At 53.2% G+C, this 20802-nt stretch carries 18 protein-coding genes, 1 tRNA gene and 3 rRNA genes; 17 read left to right on the top strand and 5 right to left on the bottom strand.

What is annotated here, in order from left to right; all coding sequences use genetic code 11:
• The first annotated feature begins 8 nt into the window (after positions 1 to 8).
• The 10 genes from accB (at position 9) to AC0TN7_RS12245 (ending at position 9567) form a co-directional block, all read left to right on the top strand.
• Complete coding sequence (gene accB, locus AC0TN7_RS12290) at positions 9 to 473, top strand: acetyl-CoA carboxylase biotin carboxyl carrier protein (RefSeq protein ID WP_013098992.1); 465 nt, start codon at positions 9 to 11, stop codon at positions 471 to 473.
• Positions 474 to 483: 10 nt separating this feature from the next.
• Positions 484 to 1833: an acetyl-CoA carboxylase biotin carboxylase subunit gene (gene accC / locus AC0TN7_RS12285; protein ID WP_024906319.1), complete on the top strand. Its 1350-nt coding sequence runs from the start codon at positions 484 to 486 to the stop codon at positions 1831 to 1833.
• Positions 1834 to 1941: 108 nt separating this feature from the next.
• A complete protein-coding gene (locus AC0TN7_RS12280) occupies positions 1942 to 2184 on the top strand; it encodes a YhdT family protein (protein ID WP_267215680.1) in 243 nt (80 codons plus the stop codon).
• A complete protein-coding gene (gene panF / locus AC0TN7_RS12275; protein WP_032650448.1) occupies positions 2174 to 3625 on the top strand; it encodes a sodium/pantothenate symporter in 1452 nt (483 codons plus the stop codon). The genes AC0TN7_RS12280 and panF overlap by 11 nt, the downstream gene beginning before the upstream one ends.
• Positions 3626 to 3636: 11 nt before the next feature.
• Entirely contained in the window at positions 3637 to 4518 is an 882-nt protein-coding gene (prmA, locus tag AC0TN7_RS12270; RefSeq protein ID WP_024906316.1) for a 50S ribosomal protein L11 methyltransferase, read from the top strand.
• Positions 4519 to 4646: 128 nt separating this feature from the next.
• On the top strand, positions 4647 to 5387 hold the full coding sequence (locus AC0TN7_RS12265) for a carbonic anhydrase family protein (protein ID WP_048991384.1): 741 nt from the start codon (positions 4647 to 4649) through the stop codon (positions 5385 to 5387).
• 330 nt (positions 5388 to 5717) lie between these two features.
• Positions 5718 to 6683, top strand: coding sequence for a tRNA dihydrouridine synthase DusB (gene dusB / locus AC0TN7_RS12260; protein WP_023309409.1), 966 nt, complete (start codon positions 5718 to 5720; stop codon positions 6681 to 6683).
• Positions 6684 to 6706: 23 nt separating this feature from the next.
• The gene (fis, locus tag AC0TN7_RS12255; protein ID WP_000462905.1) at positions 6707 to 7003 is read left to right on the top strand and encodes a DNA-binding transcriptional regulator Fis; all 297 of its coding nucleotides are present in this window, start codon (positions 6707 to 6709) and stop codon (positions 7001 to 7003) included.
• A 178-nt stretch (positions 7004 to 7181) separates the two neighbouring features.
• Positions 7182 to 7346, top strand: a complete 165-nt coding sequence (locus AC0TN7_RS12250; protein ID WP_024906314.1) for a DUF2556 family protein — start codon at positions 7182 to 7184, stop codon at positions 7344 to 7346.
• A gap of 139 nt (positions 7347 to 7485) precedes the next feature.
• Positions 7486 to 9567 carry a putative bifunctional diguanylate cyclase/phosphodiesterase gene (locus tag AC0TN7_RS12245; protein ID WP_463727349.1) on the top strand — a complete coding sequence of 694 codons (2082 nt, stop codon included), beginning with the start codon at positions 7486 to 7488 and terminating at the stop codon, positions 9565 to 9567.
• Here the strand turns inward: AC0TN7_RS12245 and envR are convergent.
• On the bottom strand, positions 9483 to 10202 hold the full coding sequence (gene envR / locus AC0TN7_RS12240; RefSeq protein WP_024906312.1) for an acrEF/envCD operon transcriptional regulator: 720 nt from the start codon (positions 10200 to 10202) through the stop codon (positions 9483 to 9485). The two genes, AC0TN7_RS12245 and envR, sit on opposite strands and share 85 nt — an antisense overlap.
• 387 nt (positions 10203 to 10589) lie before the next feature.
• Here envR and AC0TN7_RS12235 point away from each other — a divergent pair, with 387 nt between their 5' ends.
• From AC0TN7_RS12235 to AC0TN7_RS12205, 7 genes are all read left to right on the top strand, one after another.
• Positions 10590 to 11729, top strand: a complete 1140-nt coding sequence (locus tag AC0TN7_RS12235) for an efflux RND transporter periplasmic adaptor subunit (protein WP_024906311.1) — start codon at positions 10590 to 10592, stop codon at positions 11727 to 11729.
• 11 nt (positions 11730 to 11740) lie between these two features.
• Entirely contained in the window at positions 11741 to 14854 is a 3114-nt protein-coding gene (locus tag AC0TN7_RS12230) for an efflux RND transporter permease subunit (RefSeq protein WP_024906310.1), read from the top strand.
• A gap of 304 nt (positions 14855 to 15158) precedes the next feature.
• The gene (locus AC0TN7_RS12225) at positions 15159 to 15380 is read left to right on the top strand and encodes a lipoprotein (RefSeq protein ID WP_008502867.1); all 222 of its coding nucleotides are present in this window, start codon (positions 15159 to 15161) and stop codon (positions 15378 to 15380) included.
• Positions 15381 to 15853: 473 nt separating this feature from the next.
• Positions 15854 to 16879, top strand: coding sequence for an amino acid ABC transporter substrate-binding protein (locus tag AC0TN7_RS12220; RefSeq protein WP_024906309.1), 1026 nt, complete (start codon positions 15854 to 15856; stop codon positions 16877 to 16879).
• A gap of 67 nt (positions 16880 to 16946) precedes the next feature.
• Entirely contained in the window at positions 16947 to 18128 is a 1182-nt protein-coding gene (locus tag AC0TN7_RS12215) for an amino acid ABC transporter permease (protein WP_024906308.1), read from the top strand.
• A 9-nt stretch (positions 18129 to 18137) separates the two neighbouring features.
• The gene (locus AC0TN7_RS12210; protein ID WP_024906307.1) at positions 18138 to 19241 is read left to right on the top strand and encodes an amino acid ABC transporter permease; all 1104 of its coding nucleotides are present in this window, start codon (positions 18138 to 18140) and stop codon (positions 19239 to 19241) included.
• Between the two features lie 7 nt (positions 19242 to 19248).
• Positions 19249 to 20007 carry an amino acid ABC transporter ATP-binding protein gene (locus AC0TN7_RS12205; RefSeq protein ID WP_014171880.1) on the top strand — a complete coding sequence of 253 codons (759 nt, stop codon included), beginning with the start codon at positions 19249 to 19251 and terminating at the stop codon, positions 20005 to 20007.
• Between the two features lie 107 nt (positions 20008 to 20114).
• On the opposite strand, the gene rrf (AC0TN7_RS12200) is transcribed toward AC0TN7_RS12205, so the two are convergent.
• The 4 genes from rrf (AC0TN7_RS12200) to AC0TN7_RS12185 all read right to left on the bottom strand — a co-directional run.
• Positions 20115 to 20230 (bottom strand): 5S ribosomal RNA (rrf, locus tag AC0TN7_RS12200).
• 43 nt (positions 20231 to 20273) lie between these two features.
• Positions 20274 to 20349, bottom strand: a tRNA-Thr gene (locus AC0TN7_RS12195).
• A 14-nt stretch (positions 20350 to 20363) separates the two neighbouring features.
• Positions 20364 to 20479, bottom strand: a 5S ribosomal RNA gene (rrf, locus tag AC0TN7_RS12190).
• Between the two features lie 70 nt (positions 20480 to 20549).
• A 23S ribosomal RNA gene (locus AC0TN7_RS12185) occupies positions 20550 to 20802 on the bottom strand; the annotation flags it as partial.

Here is a 20802-nt window from a genome sequence, read left to right as displayed (position 1 = left end):
ACCCACTCATGGATATTCGTAAGATTAAAAAACTGATCGAGCTGGTTGAAGAATCAGGCATCTCCGAACTGGAAATTTCTGAAGGCGAAGAGTCTGTACGCATCAGCCGTGCAGCCCCAGCCGCTAGCTTCCCGGTAATGCAGCAGGCTTATGCTGCGCCAGTGCAGCAGCCTGCGCTCTCCGCAGCCGTTGCGCCAGCAGCAACTGAAGCCGCACCTGCCGCTGCAGCAGAAATCAGTGGTCACATCGTACGTTCCCCAATGGTTGGTACTTTCTACCGCACCCCGAGCCCGGACGCGAAGGCGTTCATCGAAGTGGGTCAGAAAGTCAACGTAGGCGATACCCTGTGCATCGTTGAAGCGATGAAAATGATGAACCAGATCGAAGCAGACAAATCAGGTACTGTGAAAGCGATTCTGGTCGAAAGTGGTCAGCCGGTTGAATTTGACGAGCCGCTGGTCGTCATCGAGTAACGAGGCGTACATGCTGGATAAAATTGTTATCGCCAACCGCGGCGAGATCGCACTGCGTATTCTTCGTGCCTGTAAAGAACTGGGCATCAAGACCGTCGCTGTGCACTCAAGCGCGGATCGCGATTTAAAACACGTATTGCTGGCGGATGAGACGGTCTGTATTGGCCCGGCTCCGTCCGTAAAAAGCTATCTGAACATCCCGGCTATCATCAGCGCCGCTGAAATCACCGGCGCGGTGGCAATTCATCCGGGTTACGGCTTCCTCTCTGAGAACGCCAACTTTGCTGAGCAGGTTGAACGCTCTGGCTTCATCTTCATCGGCCCGAAAGCCGACACCATCCGCCTGATGGGCGACAAAGTGTCTGCAATCACCGCGATGAAAAAAGCCGGTGTGCCAACCGTACCAGGCTCTGACGGCCCTCTGACCGACGACATGGATGCTAACCGTGCTCATGCTAAACGCATTGGCTACCCGGTTATCATCAAGGCGTCCGGCGGCGGCGGCGGTCGCGGTATGCGCGTTGTGCGCAGCGATGCTGACCTGGCGCAGTCCATCTCCATGACCAAAGCTGAAGCGAAAGCCGCTTTCAGCAATGACATGGTATACATGGAAAAATACCTGGAAAACCCACGCCACATCGAAATTCAGGTGCTGGCTGACGGTCAGGGTAACGCGATCTATCTGGCAGAACGTGACTGCTCCATGCAGCGTCGTCACCAGAAAGTGGTCGAAGAAGCGCCAGCACCGGGTATTACCCCGGAACTGCGTCGCTACATCGGCGAGCGTTGCGCCAAAGCGTGTGTCGATATCGGCTATCGCGGGGCGGGTACCTTTGAGTTCCTGTTCGAAAACGGCGAGTTCTATTTCATCGAAATGAACACCCGTATTCAGGTTGAACACCCGGTTACCGAAATGATCACCGGCGTTGACCTGATCAAAGAACAGCTGCGTATCGCAGCCGGTCAGCCGCTGTCCATCAAGCAGGAAGAAGTTGTGGTGAAAGGCCATGCGATCGAGTGTCGTATCAACGCCGAAGACCCGAACACCTTCCTGCCAAGCCCGGGTAAAATCACGCGTTTCCACGCGCCGGGCGGCTTTGGCGTGCGTTGGGAATCTCATATCTACGCAGGTTACACCGTACCGCCATACTATGACTCAATGATCGGTAAACTCATCTGCTACGGCGAAAACCGTGACGTGGCGATTGCCCGCATGAAGAACGCCCTGCAGGAGCTGATCATCGACGGTATCAAAACCAACGTTGATCTGCAGATGCGCATTATGAGCGACGAGCACTTCCAGAATGGTGGAACCAACATCCACTATCTCGAGAAGAAACTCGGTCTTAACGAGAAGTAAGACTGCGCGCACACGAAAAGGCCGGATTATCCGGCCTTTTTTATTTCTGGGGCCTGGAAAGCCTCATCATGTACAATCCCCGCTTTCTTCATCCACAAGGGACAAAAAATGGACAAACGTTTTGTTCAGGCCCATAAAGAAGCGCGCTGGGCGCTGTGGCTGACCCTTCTCTATCTCGCCGCATGGTTAGTAACTGCTTACTTACCGAATTCAGCGTCCGGCATAACCGGCCTGCCGCACTGGTTTGAAATGGCGTGTCTGCTGGTGCCGTTGGTTTTCATTTTGCTCAGCTGGCTGATGGTGCGCTTTATCTTCCGCGATTTCCCGCTGGAGGACAGTGATGCAAACTGAAATCATCACCGTACTGGTTGTCTATTTGATCGTGGTATTTGGCCTATCTTTCTATGCCATGCGCAAACGCAGTACCGGATCGTTCCTGAGCGAATATTTCCTCGGCAGCCGTTCCATGGGCGGGTTTGTGCTGGCGATGACGCTGACCGCCACCTATGTGAGCGCCAGTTCGTTTATCGGCGGGCCGGGAGCCGCATACAAATACGGCCTGGGCTGGGTATTGCTGGCCATGATTCAGGTGCCCACGATTTGGCTGTCACTGGGTATTCTGGGCAAAAAATTTGCCATACTCGCTCGCCGCTATAACGCCATTACGCTGAACGACATGCTGCAGGCGCGTTATCAGAGCCGCGCGGTGGTCTGGATTGCCAGTATCAGCCTGATTGTCGCCTTCGTCGGCGCCATTGCCGTTCAGTTTATTGGCGGCGCGCGCCTGCTGGAAACGGCAGCGGGTATTAAGTACGAGACCGGGCTGCTCATCTTCGGGATCACGATTGCGCTGTACACCGCGTTTGGCGGTTTCCGCGCCAGCGTGCTGAACGACACCATGCAGGGCATGGTGATGCTGATAGGTACTCTTGTGCTGCTGGTCGGCGTCATCTACGCGGCCGGCGGGTTACACAATGCAGTGCAAACGCTGGAACAGATCGATCCTAAGCTGGTCAGCCCTCATGGTGCTGACGATATCCTGACGCCCGCGTTTATGACCTCCTTCTGGGTGCTGGTTTGCTTTGGGGTTATCGGTCTGCCGCACACCGCCGTGCGCTGTATCTCCTATAAAGACAGCAAAGCCGTTCACCGCGGGATTGTGATTGGTACCGTCGTTGTCGCCCTTCTGATGTTGGGCATGCATCTGGCGGGCGCGCTGGGTCGAGCTGTATTACCTCACCTGACCGTGCCGGATCAGGTGATCCCAACGCTGATGGTGCAGGTTCTGCCGCCGTGGGCCGCAGGTTTATTCCTTGCTGCACCGATGGCGGCCATCATGTCCAACGTTAACGCGCACCTGCTTCAGGCTTCCGCCACCATTATCAAAGATCTGTGGCTTAGCGCGCGTCCGGCTAAAATGCATAATGAGCAGAAGCTGAAACGCATCTCAACCTGGACCACGCTGGTGCTCGGTATTCTGATGATGCTCGCCGCATGGCGTCCGCCGGAGATGATCATCTGGCTGAACCTGCTGGCATTTGGTGGGCTGGAAGCGGTATTCCTGTGGCCGCTGGTGTTAGGGCTCTACTGGGAGCGGGCAAACGCGGCGGGCGCGCTGAGCGGCATGATCGTCGGCGGTGTGCTGTATGCCGTCCTCGCAACGTTTAAGATTCAGTACCTGGGCTTCCATCCGATTGTGCCTTCGTTACTGCTAAGTTTACTGGCGTTTGTGGTGGGGAACCGTTTCGGTCAGCCTGTCCCACAACCCGCTATGATTTCTACTGATAAATAAAGAGTTTTGCCATGCCGTGGATCCAACTAAAACTGAACACAACCGGCGCTAACGCCGAGGAACTGAGCGATGCGCTGATGGAGGCCGGTTCGGTCTCTATCACCTTCCAGGACACGCATGACACGCCGGTCTTTGAGCCACTGCCGGGCGAAACCCGCCTGTGGGGCGATACCGACGTTATTGGCCTGTTTGATGCCGAAACCGATATGAAAGAGGTTGTCGCGATTCTGGAAAACCATCCTCTGCTGGGCGCGGGTTTTGTGCACAAAATCGAACAGCTGGAGGATAAAGACTGGGAACGCGAGTGGATGGATAACTTCCACCCGATGCAGTTCGGCAAGCGTCTGTGGATCTGCCCAAGCTGGCGCGACGTCCCGGACGAGAATGCGGTCAACGTGATGCTCGACCCGGGCCTTGCATTTGGTACCGGCACTCACCCAACCACATCCCTGTGCCTGCAGTGGCTGGATGGTCTCGATCTGGACGGGAAGACGGTGATCGACTTTGGCTGTGGATCCGGGATCCTCGCGATTGCCGCCCTGAAACTGGGCGCAGCTAAAGCCATCGGGATCGATATCGATCCGCAGGCGATTCAGGCCAGCCGCGACAACGCCGAGCGTAACGGCGTGTCCGATCGTCTGGAGCTGTATCTGCCGGATGCACAGCCAGACGCCATGAAAGCCGATGTGGTGGTCGCAAACATTCTGGCAGGCCCACTGCGTGAGCTGGCCCCGTTAATCAGCGTGCTGCCCGTTGAGGGCGGTCTGCTGGGGCTTTCCGGTATTCTGGCGAGCCAGGCCGACAGCGTGTGTGAAGCCTACGCCGATCTTTTCACCCTCGACCCGGTGGTTGAGAAAGAAGAGTGGTGCCGCATCACCGGCCGTAAAAAATAAGCATTTGGCGTGGTCATCTGACCACGCCTTTCACCCTCTGATTATTCTCTCTCCCTCTGCCATTCTTCGGTAAAATAACCACACAAATCATGTTGATTTGTATTATAAAAATTCACCGGAAGAATATGATGAAACACATTACAGGCAAGGCAGCGCTGCTGGCGCTGAGCATGGTTTCGGCTTCAGCATTTGCGTCACACTGGAGCTACGAAGGGGAAGGTTCACCGGAACACTGGGGCGAGCTGGACGAGGCATACAAGACCTGTCAAAGCGGGATGAACCAGTCTCCGATTAATATTGATTCGACCGCTAACGCCCATCTCCCTCCGCTTAAAACGCACTACATTGATGGCCCTGTCGGGCTGACAAACAATGGCCATACCATTCAGGCCAGCGAAAAAGCAGATACCCGCAACACGATAACCCTGGACAAGCAAACCTGGACGCTACAGCAGTTCCACTTCCATGCACCGAGCGAAAACACCGTGCATGGCAAGAAGTACGCGATGGAGATGCATCTGGTACATAAAAACAGCGCGGGTGAGCTGGCCGTGGTGGCCGTCATGTTTGATAACGGTGCTGCGAATCCCGAGCTGGAAAAGCTGTGGAGTGTGATGCCTCAGCAGGCTGAACAGAATGTATCGATTGAGAAGGAGCTCAACCTGAACAAACTGCTGCCAAAGGTGAAAACTTACTGGCGCTTTAGCGGCTCCTTGACCACGCCACCGTGTTCTGAAGGGGTCACCTGGATCGTGCTCAAACAGCCGTTAACCCTCTCAGCAGAACAGCTTGAGAAATTTACTCATACCATGCATCACGATAATAACCGTCCGGTACAGTCGCTGCATGGGCGCGTTGTGGTCGAATAAGACGCATTTTTCGCATGACGATCATGTTCTAAAATGCGACGCAGATCGCAAAGAAGTGGGGAAATCTGCTGCTAAAAACAGCAGATTATCCCGCTTCATCGAAGCATTTATTCAGAAATGATGAGAAGTTACGGGAAATTGTAAGCGCCTATAAAATAACCATTATCGTATAACATAATGATTTAAATAATGAATAATTTTGAACGGAAAGATTGAGCGGCGATTCCTTGATCTACAACAGTGGATTGTTCAAAGTTTGGCCTTTCATCTCGTGCAAAAAATGCGTAATATACGCCGCCTTGCAGTCACAGTATGGTCATTTCTTAACTCATGCGCATCGGACACCACCAGCTTAGAAATCGCCTGATCGCAGCCCCTATGGCAGGTATTACAGACCGGCCGTTCAGGACGCTGTGCTATGAGATGGGAGCCGGTTTAACCGTATCCGAGATGATGTCGTCTAACCCGCAGGTTTGGGAAAGCGATAAATCCCGCCTTCGGATGGTGCACGTTGATGAACCAGGTATTCGCACCGTGCAAATTGCCGGAAGCGTGCCTGAAGAGATGGCAGATGCCGCGCGGATTAACGTGGAAAGTGGTGCCCAGATTATTGATATCAATATGGGGTGCCCGGCCAAAAAGGTGAATCGCAAGCTTGCAGGTTCAGCCCTTCTGCAATACCCCGACCAGGTGAAAGCTATCCTGACGGCGGTTGTCAGCGCAGTGGACGTTCCTGTTACGTTGAAGATTCGCACGGGTTGGTCGCCGGAACACCGTAACTGTGTAGAGATTGCCCAACTGGCCGAAGACTGTGGCATTCAGGCCCTGACCATTCATGGACGCACTCGCGCCTGTTTGTTCAACGGTGAAGCTGAATACGACAGCATTCGGGCAGTTAAGCAGAAAGTTTCCATTCCGATTATCGCGAATGGCGACATAACTGACCCGCTTAAAGCCAGAGCTGTACTCGACTATACGGGAGCTGATGCTCTGATGATAGGACGTGCCGCTCAGGGAAGACCCTGGATCTTCCGGGAAATCCAGCATTATCTGGACACTGGGGAGCTGCTTGCCCCGCTGCCTCTGGCAGAGGTTAAGCGCTTGCTTTGTTCGCATGTTCGGGAACTGCATGACCACTACGGTCAGGCAAAAGGGTACCGAATTGCGCGTAAACACGTCTCCTGGTATCTCCAGGAGCACGCTCCAGATGACCAGTTTCGGCGCACATTCAACGCCATAGAGGATGCCAGCGTACAGCTGGAGGCGTTGGAGGCATACTTCGAAAATCTTGCGTAATGAAATAAAGAGCTGACAGAACTATGTTCGAACAACGCGTAAATTCTGACGTACTGACCGTTTCTACCGTTAACTCTCAGGACCAGGTAACTCAAAAGCCCCTGCGTGACTCGGTTAAACAGGCACTGAAGAACTATTTTGCTCAACTGAACGGTCAGGATGTTAATGACCTGTATGAGCTGGTACTGGCTGAAGTTGAACAGCCACTGTTGGACATGGTGATGCAATACACCCGCGGTAACCAAACCCGCGCTGCGCTGATGATGGGTATCAACCGTGGTACTCTGCGTAAGAAACTGAAAAAATACGGCATGAACTGATACTAATCAGTTAAATGCTTGTTTAAAAAGGCGCTCTTCGGCATGGGGAAGCGCCTTTTTTATTACCTGTACCTCTCCGTCAACGCAGTGTAAACCTTCGCTTCTCCCGCTTTTAAACCACGGTTTTTCGTGTATATTTTTCCCCATCCTACAGGCGCTCTTCTCGCGGAATGACACAATGATTCGTAAATACTGGTGGCTGATTGTCTTTGCAATCTCCGTTCTCATTTTCGATGCACTCCTGATGCAGTGGATTGAACTGATGAGTACCGAAACCGATAAGTGTCGCAATATGAACTCCGTCAATCCGCTGAAACTCGTGAACTGCTCCGAGCTCGACTAACCGCCCGATTGCGCAAATCACACCATTATTACCCACTAAAAACGGGGATTTAAATCCCTTTGAGCCATTACCTGACGGTGATAATGTCTCGCCCTTCTCAACCGCTCTAGCGTAACCCCACACTCGAGTAGAACCGTCCATGCTGGTCAGCCAATACAACCATATCCTTGTCGTCCTCTCCTTTGTTGTTGCCATCCTTGCGGCGTATACCGCGCTGAACATGGCTGCACGCGTCGCCGGGAGTGAGGGCGTCGCTGCCCGCGTCTGGCTGGCTGGCGGCGGCATTGCAATGGGTATTGGCGTGTGGGCCATGCACTTTATCGGCATGCTGGCGATGGACCTCTCCATGAGCATGAGCTACAACGCCACCCTGACGGTGTTATCCATGGTCATCGCCGTGGGTTCATCACTGTTTGCGCTATGGCTCGTGAGCTGCGAGCAATTACGCCTGCGCCGACTGCTGCCCGGCGCGCTGGTGATGGGGAGCGGTATTGTTGCTATGCATTACACCGGCATGGCGGCGCTGGAAGTGATGCCGGGGATTATCTGGGACAAGGTCTGGGTGGCCATCTCGGTCGCGATTGCGCTTGCCGCTTCTCTCGCGGCACTATGGCTGACCTTCCGCCTGCGTCGCGAAGCCGCACAGGTCGTGCTGATGCGTATGGGGGCCGCCATCACGATGGGGATTGCCATTGCCGGTATGCACTATGCCGGGATGAAAGCGGCGCAGTTTCCCATGTCCACAATGGTTCATCATGAGGGGATTAACGGGAGCTGGCTGGCGGTGCTGGTCAGCGTTGTCGCCCTCTCTATTCTTGGGATCACCCTGCTGGTGTCGATGCTGGATGCCCGCCTTCAGGCACGTACCGCCCTTCTGGCCTCGTCGCTGGCAGAAGCTAACCGGGAACTCGCTCAACTGGCGCTGCACGATACCCTGACGCGTCTGCCCAATCGTATCCTTCTGGAAGACAGACTCGATCAGGCCATCAGCAAAGCCGATCGTGAAGGGAATCACTTTGCCCTGATGTTCATGGATCTCGACGGCTTTAAAGCCATCAATGACGCCTACGGCCATGATGTCGGTGACAGGCTGCTGGTCGCCGTTACACAGCGTCTGCTGCTTCTCCTGAAAGGCCAGTTCACCCTTGCACGTATCGGCGGTGATGAGTTTGTTCTGCTGACAGAGGGAGAAGGTCCGGACGACGCGGCATCGCTGGCAAATTCGCTGGTCCGCGCGATCGATAGCCCGTTCAATCTCGGCCCCTATGAACTGGTGGTGACTCTCAGCATTGGTATCGCACTGTACCCTCACGACGGCAAAACTGAGCGTGAACTGATGTTTAACGCCGACGCGGCGATGTATCACACGAAGCATATGGGCCGTAACGGTTACCACTTTTTCCAGCCCTCTATGAACACCCTGGCGCAGACCCATCTCCAGTTAATGAACGATCTGTGGATGGCGATCGATCGCAATGAGCTGTGCCTGCTGTATCAGCCAAAATTTCACGCCCCCGCGGGTCCTGTCCTCGGATTCGAGGCGTTATTGCGCTGGCAGCATCCTAAGCAGGGGTTACTGACGCCGGAGCTTTTTCTGCCGCTGGCGGAAAAAACGGGGCTGATCATCCCCATTGGCAACTGGGTGATTAATGAAGCCTGTCGCCAGCTGCGGGAATGGCATCTTCAGGGTCATCAAAGCTGGTCAATGGCGGTAAACCTGTCGACACTGCAGTTTGAACAACCTTCGCTGGTGAAAACGGTTCTTGACTGCCTGACTCTTCACCAAGTTCCACCGGAAATGTTGATCCTCGAAGTGACGGAAACCACCGCGATGAGCAACCCGGATGAGAGCGTTCGAGTGCTGACAGAGCTAACGGATGCGGGCGTGAAGGCCTCCATTGATGATTTTGGCACCGGATATTCGAGCCTGCTGTATCTCAAGCGGTTACCGGCCTGTGAATTGAAAATCGACAGGGCGTTTGTGAAAGAGCTCAGCGGCGAAAGCGAGGATGCCACTATTGTCTCAGCGATTGTCGCCCTTGCCAAAACGCTTAACCTGAAAGTCGTGGCAGAAGGTGTGGAAACCGAAGCACAGCAAGCCTTTTTAACCGAGCTGGGCTGTAACACCCTTCAGGGTTATCTGTTAGGTAAACCCACCAGCGCGCAGACCATAGAAGCACTTTGTGCCCGAGGGGAAATGTTACCTGGCGCTGAGCTGTAAGCATCCTCATCAGGCGACACGCGGATGACAGGGAGTGTCGCCAGTATGCTATCAACCAGAGCGGGAGCCTGCTGATAAAGATTAAAACTGTCGTTATTCATTAACCAGTTTTTAATTATTCCGCTAAAAAAACCGTGGAATACAATCAAGGTGAGATCAACATTCACCTTTGGCGAAATGATATTCTGCGAAATACAGGTCTCCAGCGTGGCGCGTAGCGTGTCATCATTGAATCCAATGCGGTTTCTGATTTCACGCTCTGAAATCATATCACTGCTAAATTCACACTTATGATACAGAATTTGTAAAAGCGCACATTGCCGGGGTTCACGGGCAATATACTGCAGCGCAGTAATAAATTGCTCACGAAGTTTTAACAATGGGTCGTCGCTATCGGAAAGGGAAAGCCTGTCACGAATAATGTCGCGAAGCGGTAATTGCTGTTCCCAGATGGCATTAAATATTTCTGATTTGCTGGTGAAGTGCCAGTAGATCGCGCCGCGCGTCACCTTTGCAGCATCAGCGATATCCGTCAGCGTCGTACTGGCTACGCCACGCGTCGCAAACTGTCCTATAGCCGCCTCAATCAGCTGCTGCCGGGTTTGTTGAGCCTCTTCTTTCTTTTTACGCGCCATAGGCAACTACTCGTTACTCACAAGGTTTAAAGGTAATATTGCGTTCATGCAAATGTAAGTATTCACTAAAATCCGTTTTAATTTTGCACAAAAAAAGTCACCTCTCTTAATTTATAATTAATACAAATACATCGAGTCAATTAAATTGACGGGATGAATAACCAAACAACATAAACCCCATTTACCTGATTAACATGCCTGAAGTATATCCCGGAATGGACCAGGTCTGATTCTGATTTTCTCCAGAAGCATGGTCATTCGCACTTATAAATTAAAAAACATTAAATACCCTCATTATTATACGCAGCTACATTTTATTTTTTATCCCTCTGCCCCAGCTACCGGTTCGCGGCATATATCGGTTAATGGGTATTTAAAGGAACAGTAATGACGAATCATTTCAGACGCTTGCCCTTATCCGGTTTCATTGTCTGCGCGGTACTGCTCACTGGATGCGATGGTCAGGAAAATCAACAACAACACCTGCAGGCGCCTCAGGTCAGCGTGCACATTGTGAAAAGCGCACCTCTGGCTGTCACCACTGAACTCCCGGGCAGAACAGATGCATTTCGCGTTGCGGAGGTTCGTCCTCAGGTTAGCGGCATTATCCTTCGCCGCAACTTCGCGGAAGGTAGCGATGTAAAAGCGGGTGAGTCACTTTACCAGATTGATCCTGCGACCTATCAGGCAGCCTATGACAGCGCGAAAGGCGAACTGGCGAAGGCTCAGGCGGCGGCCAATATTGCGCACCTGACGGTAAAACGCTATCTCCCGCTGGTAGGCACCCAATATGTCAGTAAGCAGGAGTATGACCAGGCCGTGGCGACGGCTCAGCAGGCAGATGCCAGCGTGGTTGCCGCGAAAGCCGGCGTTGAAAGCGCACGTATCAACCTTGCCTACACCAAAGTGACCTCTCCTGTTGATGGTCGTATCGGGAAATCCAGCGTGACCGAAGGGGCACTTGTGACGAACGGACAGGCCGCAGCGCTGGCAACGGTCCAGCAGCTCGATCCGATTTATGTCGATGTCACCCAGTCCAGTAATGATTTTATGCGCCTGAAACAGACTAGCCTGCAAAAAGGCGATACCGCCAGCAGCGTTGAGCTACTGATGGAGAACGGGCAGCCCTACCCGCTGAAAGGCACCTTGCAGTTCTCTGACGTCACGGTCGATGAAAGTACCGGCTCGATTACCCTGCGCGCCATTTTCCCGAACCCTCAGCATCTGCTGTTACCCGGCATGTTTGTTCGCGCCCGCATCGATGAAGGTACCCAGCCGGACGCGATTCTGGTTCCCCAGCAAGGCGTGACCCGCACACCGCGAGGTGATGCAACCGTCCTGGTGGTGAACGATAAAAACCAGGTTGAGCCGCGTACCGTCGTCGCCCCGCAGGCAATTGGCGATCGCTGGCTGGTGACGGAAGGGCTGAAAAACGGTGACCGCGTGATTGTCAGCGGGCTACAGAAAGTCAGACCGGGGGTAACCGTCGTCGCCACGCCGGATACCACCACGACTCCAGCCGGTTAAGGGACGACGACATGGCTAACTTCTTTATTCAGAGACCGGTTTTCGCCTGGGTACTTGCCATCATCCTGATGATTGCAGGCGGGCTGGCCATTCTCAAACTTCCGGTCGCACAGTATCCGACCATCGCCCCTCCCGCCGTGGCGATTTCCGCGACCTACCCGGGAGCGGACGCTCAAACGGTGCAGGATACCGTGACCCAGGTTATCGAACAGAACATGAATGGTATCGATAACCTGATGTATATGTCCTCCACCAGCGATTCAGCGGGTAACGTCACCATCACCCTGACCTTCGAGTCAGGCACCGACCCGGACATCGCTCAGGTGCAGGTGCAGAACAAGCTACAGCTCGCCATGCCGCTGCTGCCGCAAGAGGTTCAGCAGCAAGGGATTGGCGTGGAGAAATCCAGCAGCAGCTTCCTGCTGGTCGCCGGTTTTGTTTCAGACAACAAAAACCTTACGCAGAATGACATCTCTGACTATGTCGCCTCAAACGTCAAAGATGCCATCAGCCGCACGTCTGGTGTCGGTGACGTTCAGCTGTTTGGCGCTCAGTATGCGATGCGCATCTGGCTCGACAGCAACGCGATGAATAAATACCAGCTGACGCCGCTGGATATTATCAACCAGCTGAAAACCCAGAACGATCAGATAGCGGCAGGCCAGCTGGGCGGAACGCCGTCCATTCCCGGGCAACAGCTGAATGCCTCGATCATCGCGCAAACCCGCCTGAAATCACCGGAAGAGTTTGGCCGCGTGACGCTCAAGGTGAACCAGGACGGCTCGATGGTTCATCTGAAGGACGTGGCTCGTATTGAGCTGGGCGGCGAAAACTACAACATGGTCACTAAAATCAACGGGCAGGCGGCAACCGGTCTGGGGATTAAGCTGGCAACCGGGGCAAATGCGCTGGACACTGCGGCAGCCATCAAAAGCAAGCTGGCACAGCTGCAGCAGTTCTTCCCACAGGGGCTGAAAGTTGTTTATCCCTATGACACCACGCCTTTTGTGAAAATCTCCATTCACGAAGTGGTGAAGACCCTGTTTGAAGCGATCGTTCTCGTCTTCCTGGTCATGTACCTGTTCCTGCAAAACCTGCGGGCGACGCTCATCCCGACTATCGCGGTGCCGGTCGTTCTGCTGGGTACCTTTGCGGTTCTGGCGGCGTTTGGTTTCTCCATCAATACCCTGACGATGTTCGGCATGGTGCTGGCTATAGGTCTGCTGGTCGATGACGCTATCGTGGTCGTTGAGAACGTCGAACGTGTCATGGTCGAGGATAAGCTGCCGCCGAAAGAGGCTACGCAGAAGTCGATGGAGCAGATCCAGGGCGCACTGGTCGGGATCGCCATGGTGCTCTCGGCGGTCTTTATTCCGATGGCCTTTTTTGGTGGCTCGACGGGGGCGATCTATCGCCAGTTCTCGCTGACTATCGTTTCCGCTATGGCGTTGTCCGTACTGGTTGCGCTCATCCTGACGCCCGCACTCTGCGCAACGTTGCTTAAGCCCGTATCCGGCGACCATCATGAGAAAAAAGGGGGCTTCTTCGGCTGGTTTAACGCGCTCTTTGATAAAAGCGTGGAGCACTACAGCAACAGCGTGAGCGGTATTTTGCGTAAGACAGGGCGCTATCTGGTGGTGTACGTCATTATTGTCGGTGGGATGGCGGTACTCTTCCTGCGCCTACCCACCTCCTTCCTGCCCGAAGAGGATCAGGGGGTGTTTATGACGATGGTTCAACTCCCGGCAGGTGCAACCCAGACGCGTACTCAGCAGGTCCTCGACCAGGTTCAGGACTACTACCTGAACAAAGAGAAGGCGAACGTTGAATCCGTCTTTACCGTAAACGGCTTTAGCTTTAGCGGCCAGGGTCAGAACTCCGGTATTGCATTCGTCAGCCTGAAGCCCTGGGAGGAGCGCCCTGGGTCGGAAAATGGTGTCGAAGCCATTGTGGGCCGCGCGACGAAAGCCTTCAGTCAGATTAAAGATGGCCTTGTTTTCCCGTTTAACCTGCCTGCAATTATTGAGCTGGGTACCGCCACGGGCTTCGACTTTGAATTGATCGATCAGGCTAACCTGGGGCATACCCAACTGACGCAGGCGCGTAACCAACTGCTCAGCATGGTGAAAGAGCACCCTGATCTGCTGGTTCGCGTGCGCCCTAACGGTCTTGAAGATACGCCTCAGTTCAAACTGGATGTCGATCAGGAGAAAGCCCAGGCGCTGGGCGTCAGCCTTTCTGACGTCAACCAGACGATTTCGACAGCATTAGGTGGCACCTATGTGAACGACTTTATCGATCATGGGCGCGTGAAAAAGGTCTACGTACAGGCCGACGCCAAATTCCGTATGTTGCCAGGCGATATTAACAACCTCTACGTGCGCAGCGCGAATGGAGAAATGGTCCCGTTCTCTGCCTTTAGCAATGCTCATTGGGTCTATGGTTCACCTCGCCTGGAGCGCTATAACGGGATGCCCTCTATGGAGATCCTCGGTGAATCAGCCCCGGGTAAAAGTACCGGTGAGGCCATGGTTATGATGGAAAGTCTCGCGGCAAAACTGCCTTCCGGCATCGGCTATGACTGGACCGGAATGTCCTATCAGGAGCGGCTCTCGGGTAACCAGGCGCCTGCACTGTACGCCATTTCGCTGATCGTGGTGTTCCTGTGTCTGGCAGCGCTGTATGAAAGCTGGTCCATTCCGTTCTCCGTTATGCTGGTTGTACCGCTGGGGGTCATTGGGGCGCTTCTCGCAGCATCGCTGCGCGGGTTAAACAATGACGTCTATTTCCAGGTCGGCCTGCTGACGACGATTGGTTTATCGGCGAAAAATGCCATCCTGATCGTCGAATTTGCTAAAGACCTGATGGAGAAAGAAGGCAAAGGCATTATTGAAGCCACGCTGGAAGCTTCCAGGATGCGCCTTCGACCGATCCTGATGACGTCTCTGGCCTTTATCCTTGGCGTCATGCCGCTGGTGATCAGCTCCGGTGCCGGGAGCGGTGCACAAAACGCCGTCGGTACGGGCGTTATGGGGGGAATGCTTTCCGCAACGCTTCTGGCGATTTTCTTCGTGCCCGTCTTCTTTGTGGTTGTTCGGCGACGGTTTACTCACCATAAAGAGTAATATTCCCCCGAAAAGGCACCTTTGGTGCTTTTTTTATTTTTAACATAAACAATGAATTACGCTTTACATAAAGGCAGTGTTAAAAACATGATGATTTGCATTAAGTAAAAACAGTCTCTTGCAGCTCCATAATGTCTCCATTAATTCCTCCTGAAACCGATTTTTCTCCACGATTTTTACAAACTACATAATTTGAGATTATTCCTCGTGTAACGAGGACTTACCCCGGTGGTAAAATAACCTCCAGTTCGTTAATAGCCCTCCTGGCTTTATAGCGGATGAGAAATAATACTGAGGTAACATCATGAAAAGATTCATTTCCGTTGCACTTCTCGCTGCGCTGCTGGCTGGTTGCGCGCACGACTCTCCATGTGTACCGGTTTACGATGACCAGGGCCGACTGGTTCATACCAATACCTGTATGAAAGGCACCACCCAGGATAACTGGGAAACTGCGGGTGCTATCGCTGGCGGTGCTGCCGCAGTAGCGGGTTTGACGCTGGGTATTGTTGCCCTGACGAAGTAACATCTGTTAAGAAAGCGCGGCTCTGGCCGCGCTTTTGCTTTTAATGAGTGCAGTATTTTCAAATAAGTAAAAAAATAGCCCCGTATTTATTCACGTAATTAATCTAAGCCTGAAGTCAGTCACATCTTTTTCGCATACTCATTCAAATTACTTATTCTATCGTGATGATTTTCACACATTAATATTATTGAATACCCTGCCAATATTCACTCTGGAAACTATCTCCCTTTTTTCCTGACCCGACGCATAACTTTTGCTCCGATTTGTGGCACAGGTTGTAATTTCGCACCATTTCAGGGCGCTCGTTTTATTTAAGCCTGTCTACACTCACCATTAAGCGTTCACTCGTCTCTTATTTTGTCGAACGCAAAACTGGCATTACGTTTGCTTTATAAACGTTGGCCAAAGCCACAGACAGGTTAAGCGTTTAAAAACGCCTCTATAACGATAAATTTCGCCACACAGGATGCATTATGAAAAAGACGATGATAGCCAGCCTGGCCGCTGCAGGCATGTTGTTTGCCGTAGCCGGTCAAGCCCATGCGGGAACGACACTGGATGCCGTTAAAAAGAAAGGTTTTGTTCAATGCGGTATCAGTGACGGTTTGCCTGGCTTCTCTTATGCCGATGCGAACGGCAAATTTACCGGTATCGATGTGGACGTCTGCCGTGGCGTTGCTGCCGCCGTTTTTGGTGATGACAGCAAAGTAAAATACACCCCGCTGACGGCGAAAGAACGCTTTACGGCGCTGCAGTCCGGCGAGGTCGACATGCTCTCCCGTAATACCACCTGGACGTCCTCCCGTGATGCAGGCATGGGGATGTCATTTACGGGCGTGACCTATTATGACGGCATCGGCTTCCTGACCCACAATAAAGCAGGCCTGAAAAGCGCCAAAGAGCTGGATGGTGCCACCGTTTGTATTCAGGCGGGCACCGATACCGAGCTGAACGTCGCGGATTATTTCAAAGCAAACAACATGAAATACACCCCAGTGACATTCGACCGCTCGGATGAGTCGGCCAAAGCGCTGGAGTCCGGCCGTTGCGACACGCTGGCCTCTGACCAGTCACAGCTGTATGCCTTACGTATTAAGCTGAGCAACCCGGCAGAATGGATTGTTCTGCCTGAAGTGATCTCCAAAGAACCTCTCGGACCGGTCGTACGTCGTGGCGATGAAGACTGGTTCTCCATTGTTCGCTGGACGCTGTTCGCCATGCTGAACGCAGAAGAGATGGGCATCAACTCGAAAAACGTTGATGAGAAAGCCGCTAAGCCATCCAACCCGGATATGGCACACCTGCTCGGTACAGAAGGTGATTTCGGCAAGGATCTGAAGCTGGATAACAAGTGGGCCTACAACATCATCAAACAGGTGGGCAACTACTCTGAGATCTTTGAGCGCAACGTGGGATCGGAAAGCCCGCTGAAGATCAAACGCGGCCAGAACAATCTCTGGAACAACGGCGGTATTCAGTACGCGCCACCGGTACGTTAAGTCATAGCTGTAACGGGCACTGCTCAGGCAGTGCCCTCTCCAGAGTCATGGTTACTGAGGTTTCTTTATGTCCCATCGCCGCTCAGCCGTAAAAGGATCGCTATCCTTTTCTCATCCCGCGGTCCGCGCCTGGCTATTCCAGATTATTGCTATTGTTGCGGTTGTTCTCATCGCCGTGTATCTCATCCATAACACCATTACCAACCTGAATAATCGTGGCATTACCTCCGGTTTCGCGTTTTTAGATCGCAGCGCGGGGTTTGGCATTGTTCAGCACCTTATTGATTACCAGGAAGGTGACACGTATGGACGCGTGTTCGTGGTCGGTTTACTGAATACGCTGTTGGTATCGGCGCTTTGTATCGTCTTCGCGTCGATACTGGGCTTCTTTATTGGTCTGGCACGTCTTTCTGAAAACTGGCTGCTGCGGAAACTGTCGACTGTTTATATCGAGACGTTCCGCAATATCCCCCCGCTCCTGCAGATCTTCTTCTGGTATTTCGCCGTACTGCGCAACCTTCCCGGCCCTCGTCAGGCCGTCGACGCGTTTGAGCTGTTTTTCCTGAGTAACCGTGGGTTGTCCATTCCTTCTCCTCAGACGGGTGAAGGGCTGTACGCTTTCATTGGCGCGATTGTGATGGCGCTTGCTCTTTCTGTTGGCGTATTTCGTTTTAATCGCAAGCACCAGATCAAAACCGGTCAGCTTCGTAGAACCTGGCCAACGGCTGTGGTCCTGATCGTTAGCCTGCCGCTGATCGCACACTGGCTGTTTGGGGCCGCGCTGCACTGGGACATTCCCCATCTGCGTGGCTTTAACTTTCAGGGCGGGATGGTATTAATTCCCGAGCTGGCAGCGCTGACATTGGCGCTGTCGATTTATACGTCCGCGTTTATCGCAGAGATTATCCGTGCCGGGATCCAGGCCGTACCTTACGGACAGCACGAGGCGGCACGCTCACTGGGATTACCCCATACCGTGACGCTTCGCCAGGTCATCATTCCGCAGGCTTTACGGGTCATCATCCCGCCCCTGACCAGTCAGTATCTCAATATTGTTAAAAACTCGTCGCTGGCCGCTGCCATTGGTTACCCGGATATGGTGTCACTCTTCGCCGGAACCGTGCTTAACCAGACCGGACAAGCCATTGAAACCATCGCCATCACGATGTCTGTCTATCTGATCATCAGCCTGGTGATTTCACTGCTGATGAACCTTTATAACCGTCGTATAGCACTGGTCGAGCGCTAAGGATCTATGATGACAAAAGCGATACTGTCGCACTCCTCGCGCCCTGCCAACTCGACAGGTGGACGCTTCATTCTCTGGGCGCGTAAGAATCTGTTCTCCAGCTGGAGTAACAGCCTGCTGACGATTTTCTGCCTGTGGCTCATGTGGGAGTTGATTCCTCCCCTGCTGAACTGGGCGTTTTTACAGGCCAACTGGGTCGGTTCAACCCGAGCAGACTGCACAAAAGCCGGTGCCTGCTGGGTGTTTATCCACGAGCGATTCGGTCAGTTCATGTATGGGTTGTATCCGCATGAACAGCGCTGGCGGATTAATCTGGCGCTGGTTATCGGCCTGCTCTCTGTCGCAGCCATGTTCTGGAAAAAGCTGCCTCATCGCGGACGCTATATTGCCGTCTGGGCAGTGGTTTATCCGATTATTGTCTGGGTACTGTTGTATGGCGGTTTTCTGGGGCTGGAACGCGTAGAAACACGCCAGTGGGGCGGTCTGACGCTGACGTTGATTATCGCTTCAGTGGGGATAGCCGGTGCTCTACCGTGGGGGATTTTACTTGCTCTGGGGCGGCGTTCAAAAATGCCGATCGTACGCGTGCTCTCCGTTATCTTCATTGAGTTCTGGCGCGGCGTACCGCTTATCACCGTTCTGTTTATGTCGTCGGTCATGCTGCCGCTGTTTATGGCAGAAGGGACCACCATCGACAAGCTGATCCGTGCCCTGGTGGGGGTGATTCTCTTCCAGTCCGCCTATGTCGCTGAAGTTGTGCGCGGAGGTCTGCAGGCGCTGCCTAAAGGCCAGTACGAAGCGGCGGAATCACTGGCTCTCGGTTACTGGAAGACGCAGGGACTGGTCATTCTTCCACAAGCACTCAAGCTGGTCATTCCAGGGCTGGTCAACACGATCATTGCCCTCTTCAAGGATACCAGCCTGGTGATCATCATTGGATTGTTCGATCTCTTTAGCAGCGTGCAGCAGGCAACCGTTGACCCTGTCTGGCTGGGTATGTCCACCGAGGGATATGTCTTTGCAGCTCTGATCTACTGGATCTTTTGTTTTAGCATGTCGCGCTACAGCCAGCATCTGGAAAAGCGCTTTAACACCGGGCGTACACCGCACTGAGGAAATTATGAGCCAAATAACTATGACACCCGCCGACGCGATGATTACGCTGGAAAACGTGAATAAATGGTACGGACAGTTTCATGTCCTGAAGGACATTAATCTTAAGGTCAAGCAGGGAGAGCGCATTGTCCTGTGCGGCCCTTCCGGATCCGGGAAATCCACAACCATTCGCTGCATTAACCATCTTGAAGAGCATCAGCAAGGACGTATCGTGGTTGACGGTATCGAGCTGAATGAAGATATCCGCAATATTGAACGCGTTCGTCAGGAAGTGGGAATGGTCTTTCAGCACTTTAATCTGTTTCCGCACCTGACCGTTCTGCAGAACTGTACGCTTGCACCGATTTGGGTACGAAAGATGCCGAAAAAGGAAGCGGAGGCATTAGCCATGCACTACCTGGAGCGCGTACGTATCGCAGAGCATGCGAATAAGTTCCCTGGCCAGATATCGGGTGGCCAACAGCAGCGTGTGGCTATCGCCCGTTCTCTGTGTATGAAACCGAAAATTATGCTGTTTGACGAGCCGACATCTGCCCTCGATCCGGAAATGGTGAAGGAGGTTCTGGATACCATGATTGGGCTGGCGCAATCCGGCATGACCATGCTGTGCGTCACGCATGAGATGGGGTTTGCGCGAACCGTGGCCGACCGGGTGATCTTTATGGACCGTGGGGAGATTGTTGAGCAGGCGCCGCCGGACGAGTTCTTTGCCCATCCGAAGTCAGAACGTACGCGAGCATTCCTGTCGCAGGTGATTCATTAGTCGTTAGCTCTGCCGGGTGGCGGCTTCGCCTTACCCGGCCTACCGTTTTTTTCGGCGCATGAACGCAAAAAGGCCATCCTTTCGGATGGCCTTCTCACTTATTTGATGTCTGGCAGTTCCCTACTCTCACATGGGGAGACCCCACACTACCATCGGCGCTACGGCGTTTCACTTCTGAGTTCGGCATGGGGTCAGGTGGGACCACCGCGCTAAAGCCGCCAGACAAATTCTTTTACTTCTTGCCGAACTTTAACCTAAGTATAAAGTGGTGCTGATACCCAGAGTCGAACTGGGGACCTCACCCTTACCAAGGGTGCGCTCTACCAACTGAGCCATATCAGCACGCTAAATTTGAAGCCTGGCAGTTCCCTACTCTCACATGGGGAGACCCCACACTACCATCGGCGCTACGGCGTTTCACTTCTGAGTTCGGCATGGGGTCAGGTGGGACCACCGCGCTAAAGCCGCCAGGCAAATTCTGTTAATCTGTATCAAGGCTGAAAATCGTGTCTGTCTCTTCGCCAAAACATCTTCGGCGTTGTAAGGTTAAGCCTCACGGTTCATTAGTATCGGTTAGCTCAACGCATCGCTGCGCTTACACACCCGACCTATCAACGTCGTCGTCTTCAACGTTCCTTCAGGAGACTTAAAGTCTCAGGGAGAACTCATCTCGGGGCAAGTTTCGTGCTTAGATGCTTTCAGCACTTATCTTTTCCGCATTTAGCTACCGGGCAGTGCCATTGGCATGACAACCCGAACACCAGTGATGCGTCCACTCCGGTCCTCTCGTACTAG

The organism is Enterobacter sp. PL_is511 (assembly GCF_055816065.1).
The sequence above is the reverse complement of the archived record's forward strand: the minus strand, read 5'-3'. Positions and strand labels throughout refer to the sequence as shown.

Bases quoted from the DNA above. Each gene is read 5' to 3' on its own strand.
- accB (WP_013098992.1), top strand. From the start codon at position 9: ATGGATATTCGTAAGATTAAAAAACTGATCGAGCTGGTTGAAGAATCA.
- accC (WP_024906319.1), top strand. From the start codon at position 484: ATGCTGGATAAAATTGTTATCGCCAACCGCGGCGAGATCGCACTGCGT.
- AC0TN7_RS12280 (WP_267215680.1), top strand. From the start codon at position 1,942: ATGGACAAACGTTTTGTTCAGGCCCATAAAGAAGCGCGCTGGGCGCTG.
- panF (WP_032650448.1), top strand. From the start codon at position 2,174: ATGCAAACTGAAATCATCACCGTACTGGTTGTCTATTTGATCGTGGTA.
- prmA (WP_024906316.1), top strand. From the start codon at position 3,637: ATGCCGTGGATCCAACTAAAACTGAACACAACCGGCGCTAACGCCGAG.
- AC0TN7_RS12265 (WP_048991384.1), top strand. From the start codon at position 4,647: ATGAAACACATTACAGGCAAGGCAGCGCTGCTGGCGCTGAGCATGGTT.
- dusB (WP_023309409.1), top strand. From the start codon at position 5,718: ATGCGCATCGGACACCACCAGCTTAGAAATCGCCTGATCGCAGCCCCT.
- fis (WP_000462905.1), top strand. From the start codon at position 6,707: ATGTTCGAACAACGCGTAAATTCTGACGTACTGACCGTTTCTACCGTT.
- AC0TN7_RS12250 (WP_024906314.1), top strand. From the start codon at position 7,182: ATGATTCGTAAATACTGGTGGCTGATTGTCTTTGCAATCTCCGTTCTC.
- AC0TN7_RS12245 (WP_463727349.1), top strand. From the start codon at position 7,486: ATGCTGGTCAGCCAATACAACCATATCCTTGTCGTCCTCTCCTTTGTT.
- envR (WP_024906312.1), bottom strand. From the start codon at position 10,202: ATGGCGCGTAAAAAGAAAGAAGAGGCTCAACAAACCCGGCAGCAGCTG.
- AC0TN7_RS12235 (WP_024906311.1), top strand. From the start codon at position 10,590: ATGACGAATCATTTCAGACGCTTGCCCTTATCCGGTTTCATTGTCTGC.
- AC0TN7_RS12230 (WP_024906310.1), top strand. From the start codon at position 11,741: ATGGCTAACTTCTTTATTCAGAGACCGGTTTTCGCCTGGGTACTTGCC.
- AC0TN7_RS12225 (WP_008502867.1), top strand. From the start codon at position 15,159: ATGAAAAGATTCATTTCCGTTGCACTTCTCGCTGCGCTGCTGGCTGGT.
- AC0TN7_RS12220 (WP_024906309.1), top strand. From the start codon at position 15,854: ATGAAAAAGACGATGATAGCCAGCCTGGCCGCTGCAGGCATGTTGTTT.
- AC0TN7_RS12215 (WP_024906308.1), top strand. From the start codon at position 16,947: ATGTCCCATCGCCGCTCAGCCGTAAAAGGATCGCTATCCTTTTCTCAT.
- AC0TN7_RS12210 (WP_024906307.1), top strand. From the start codon at position 18,138: ATGACAAAAGCGATACTGTCGCACTCCTCGCGCCCTGCCAACTCGACA.
- AC0TN7_RS12205 (WP_014171880.1), top strand. From the start codon at position 19,249: ATGAGCCAAATAACTATGACACCCGCCGACGCGATGATTACGCTGGAA.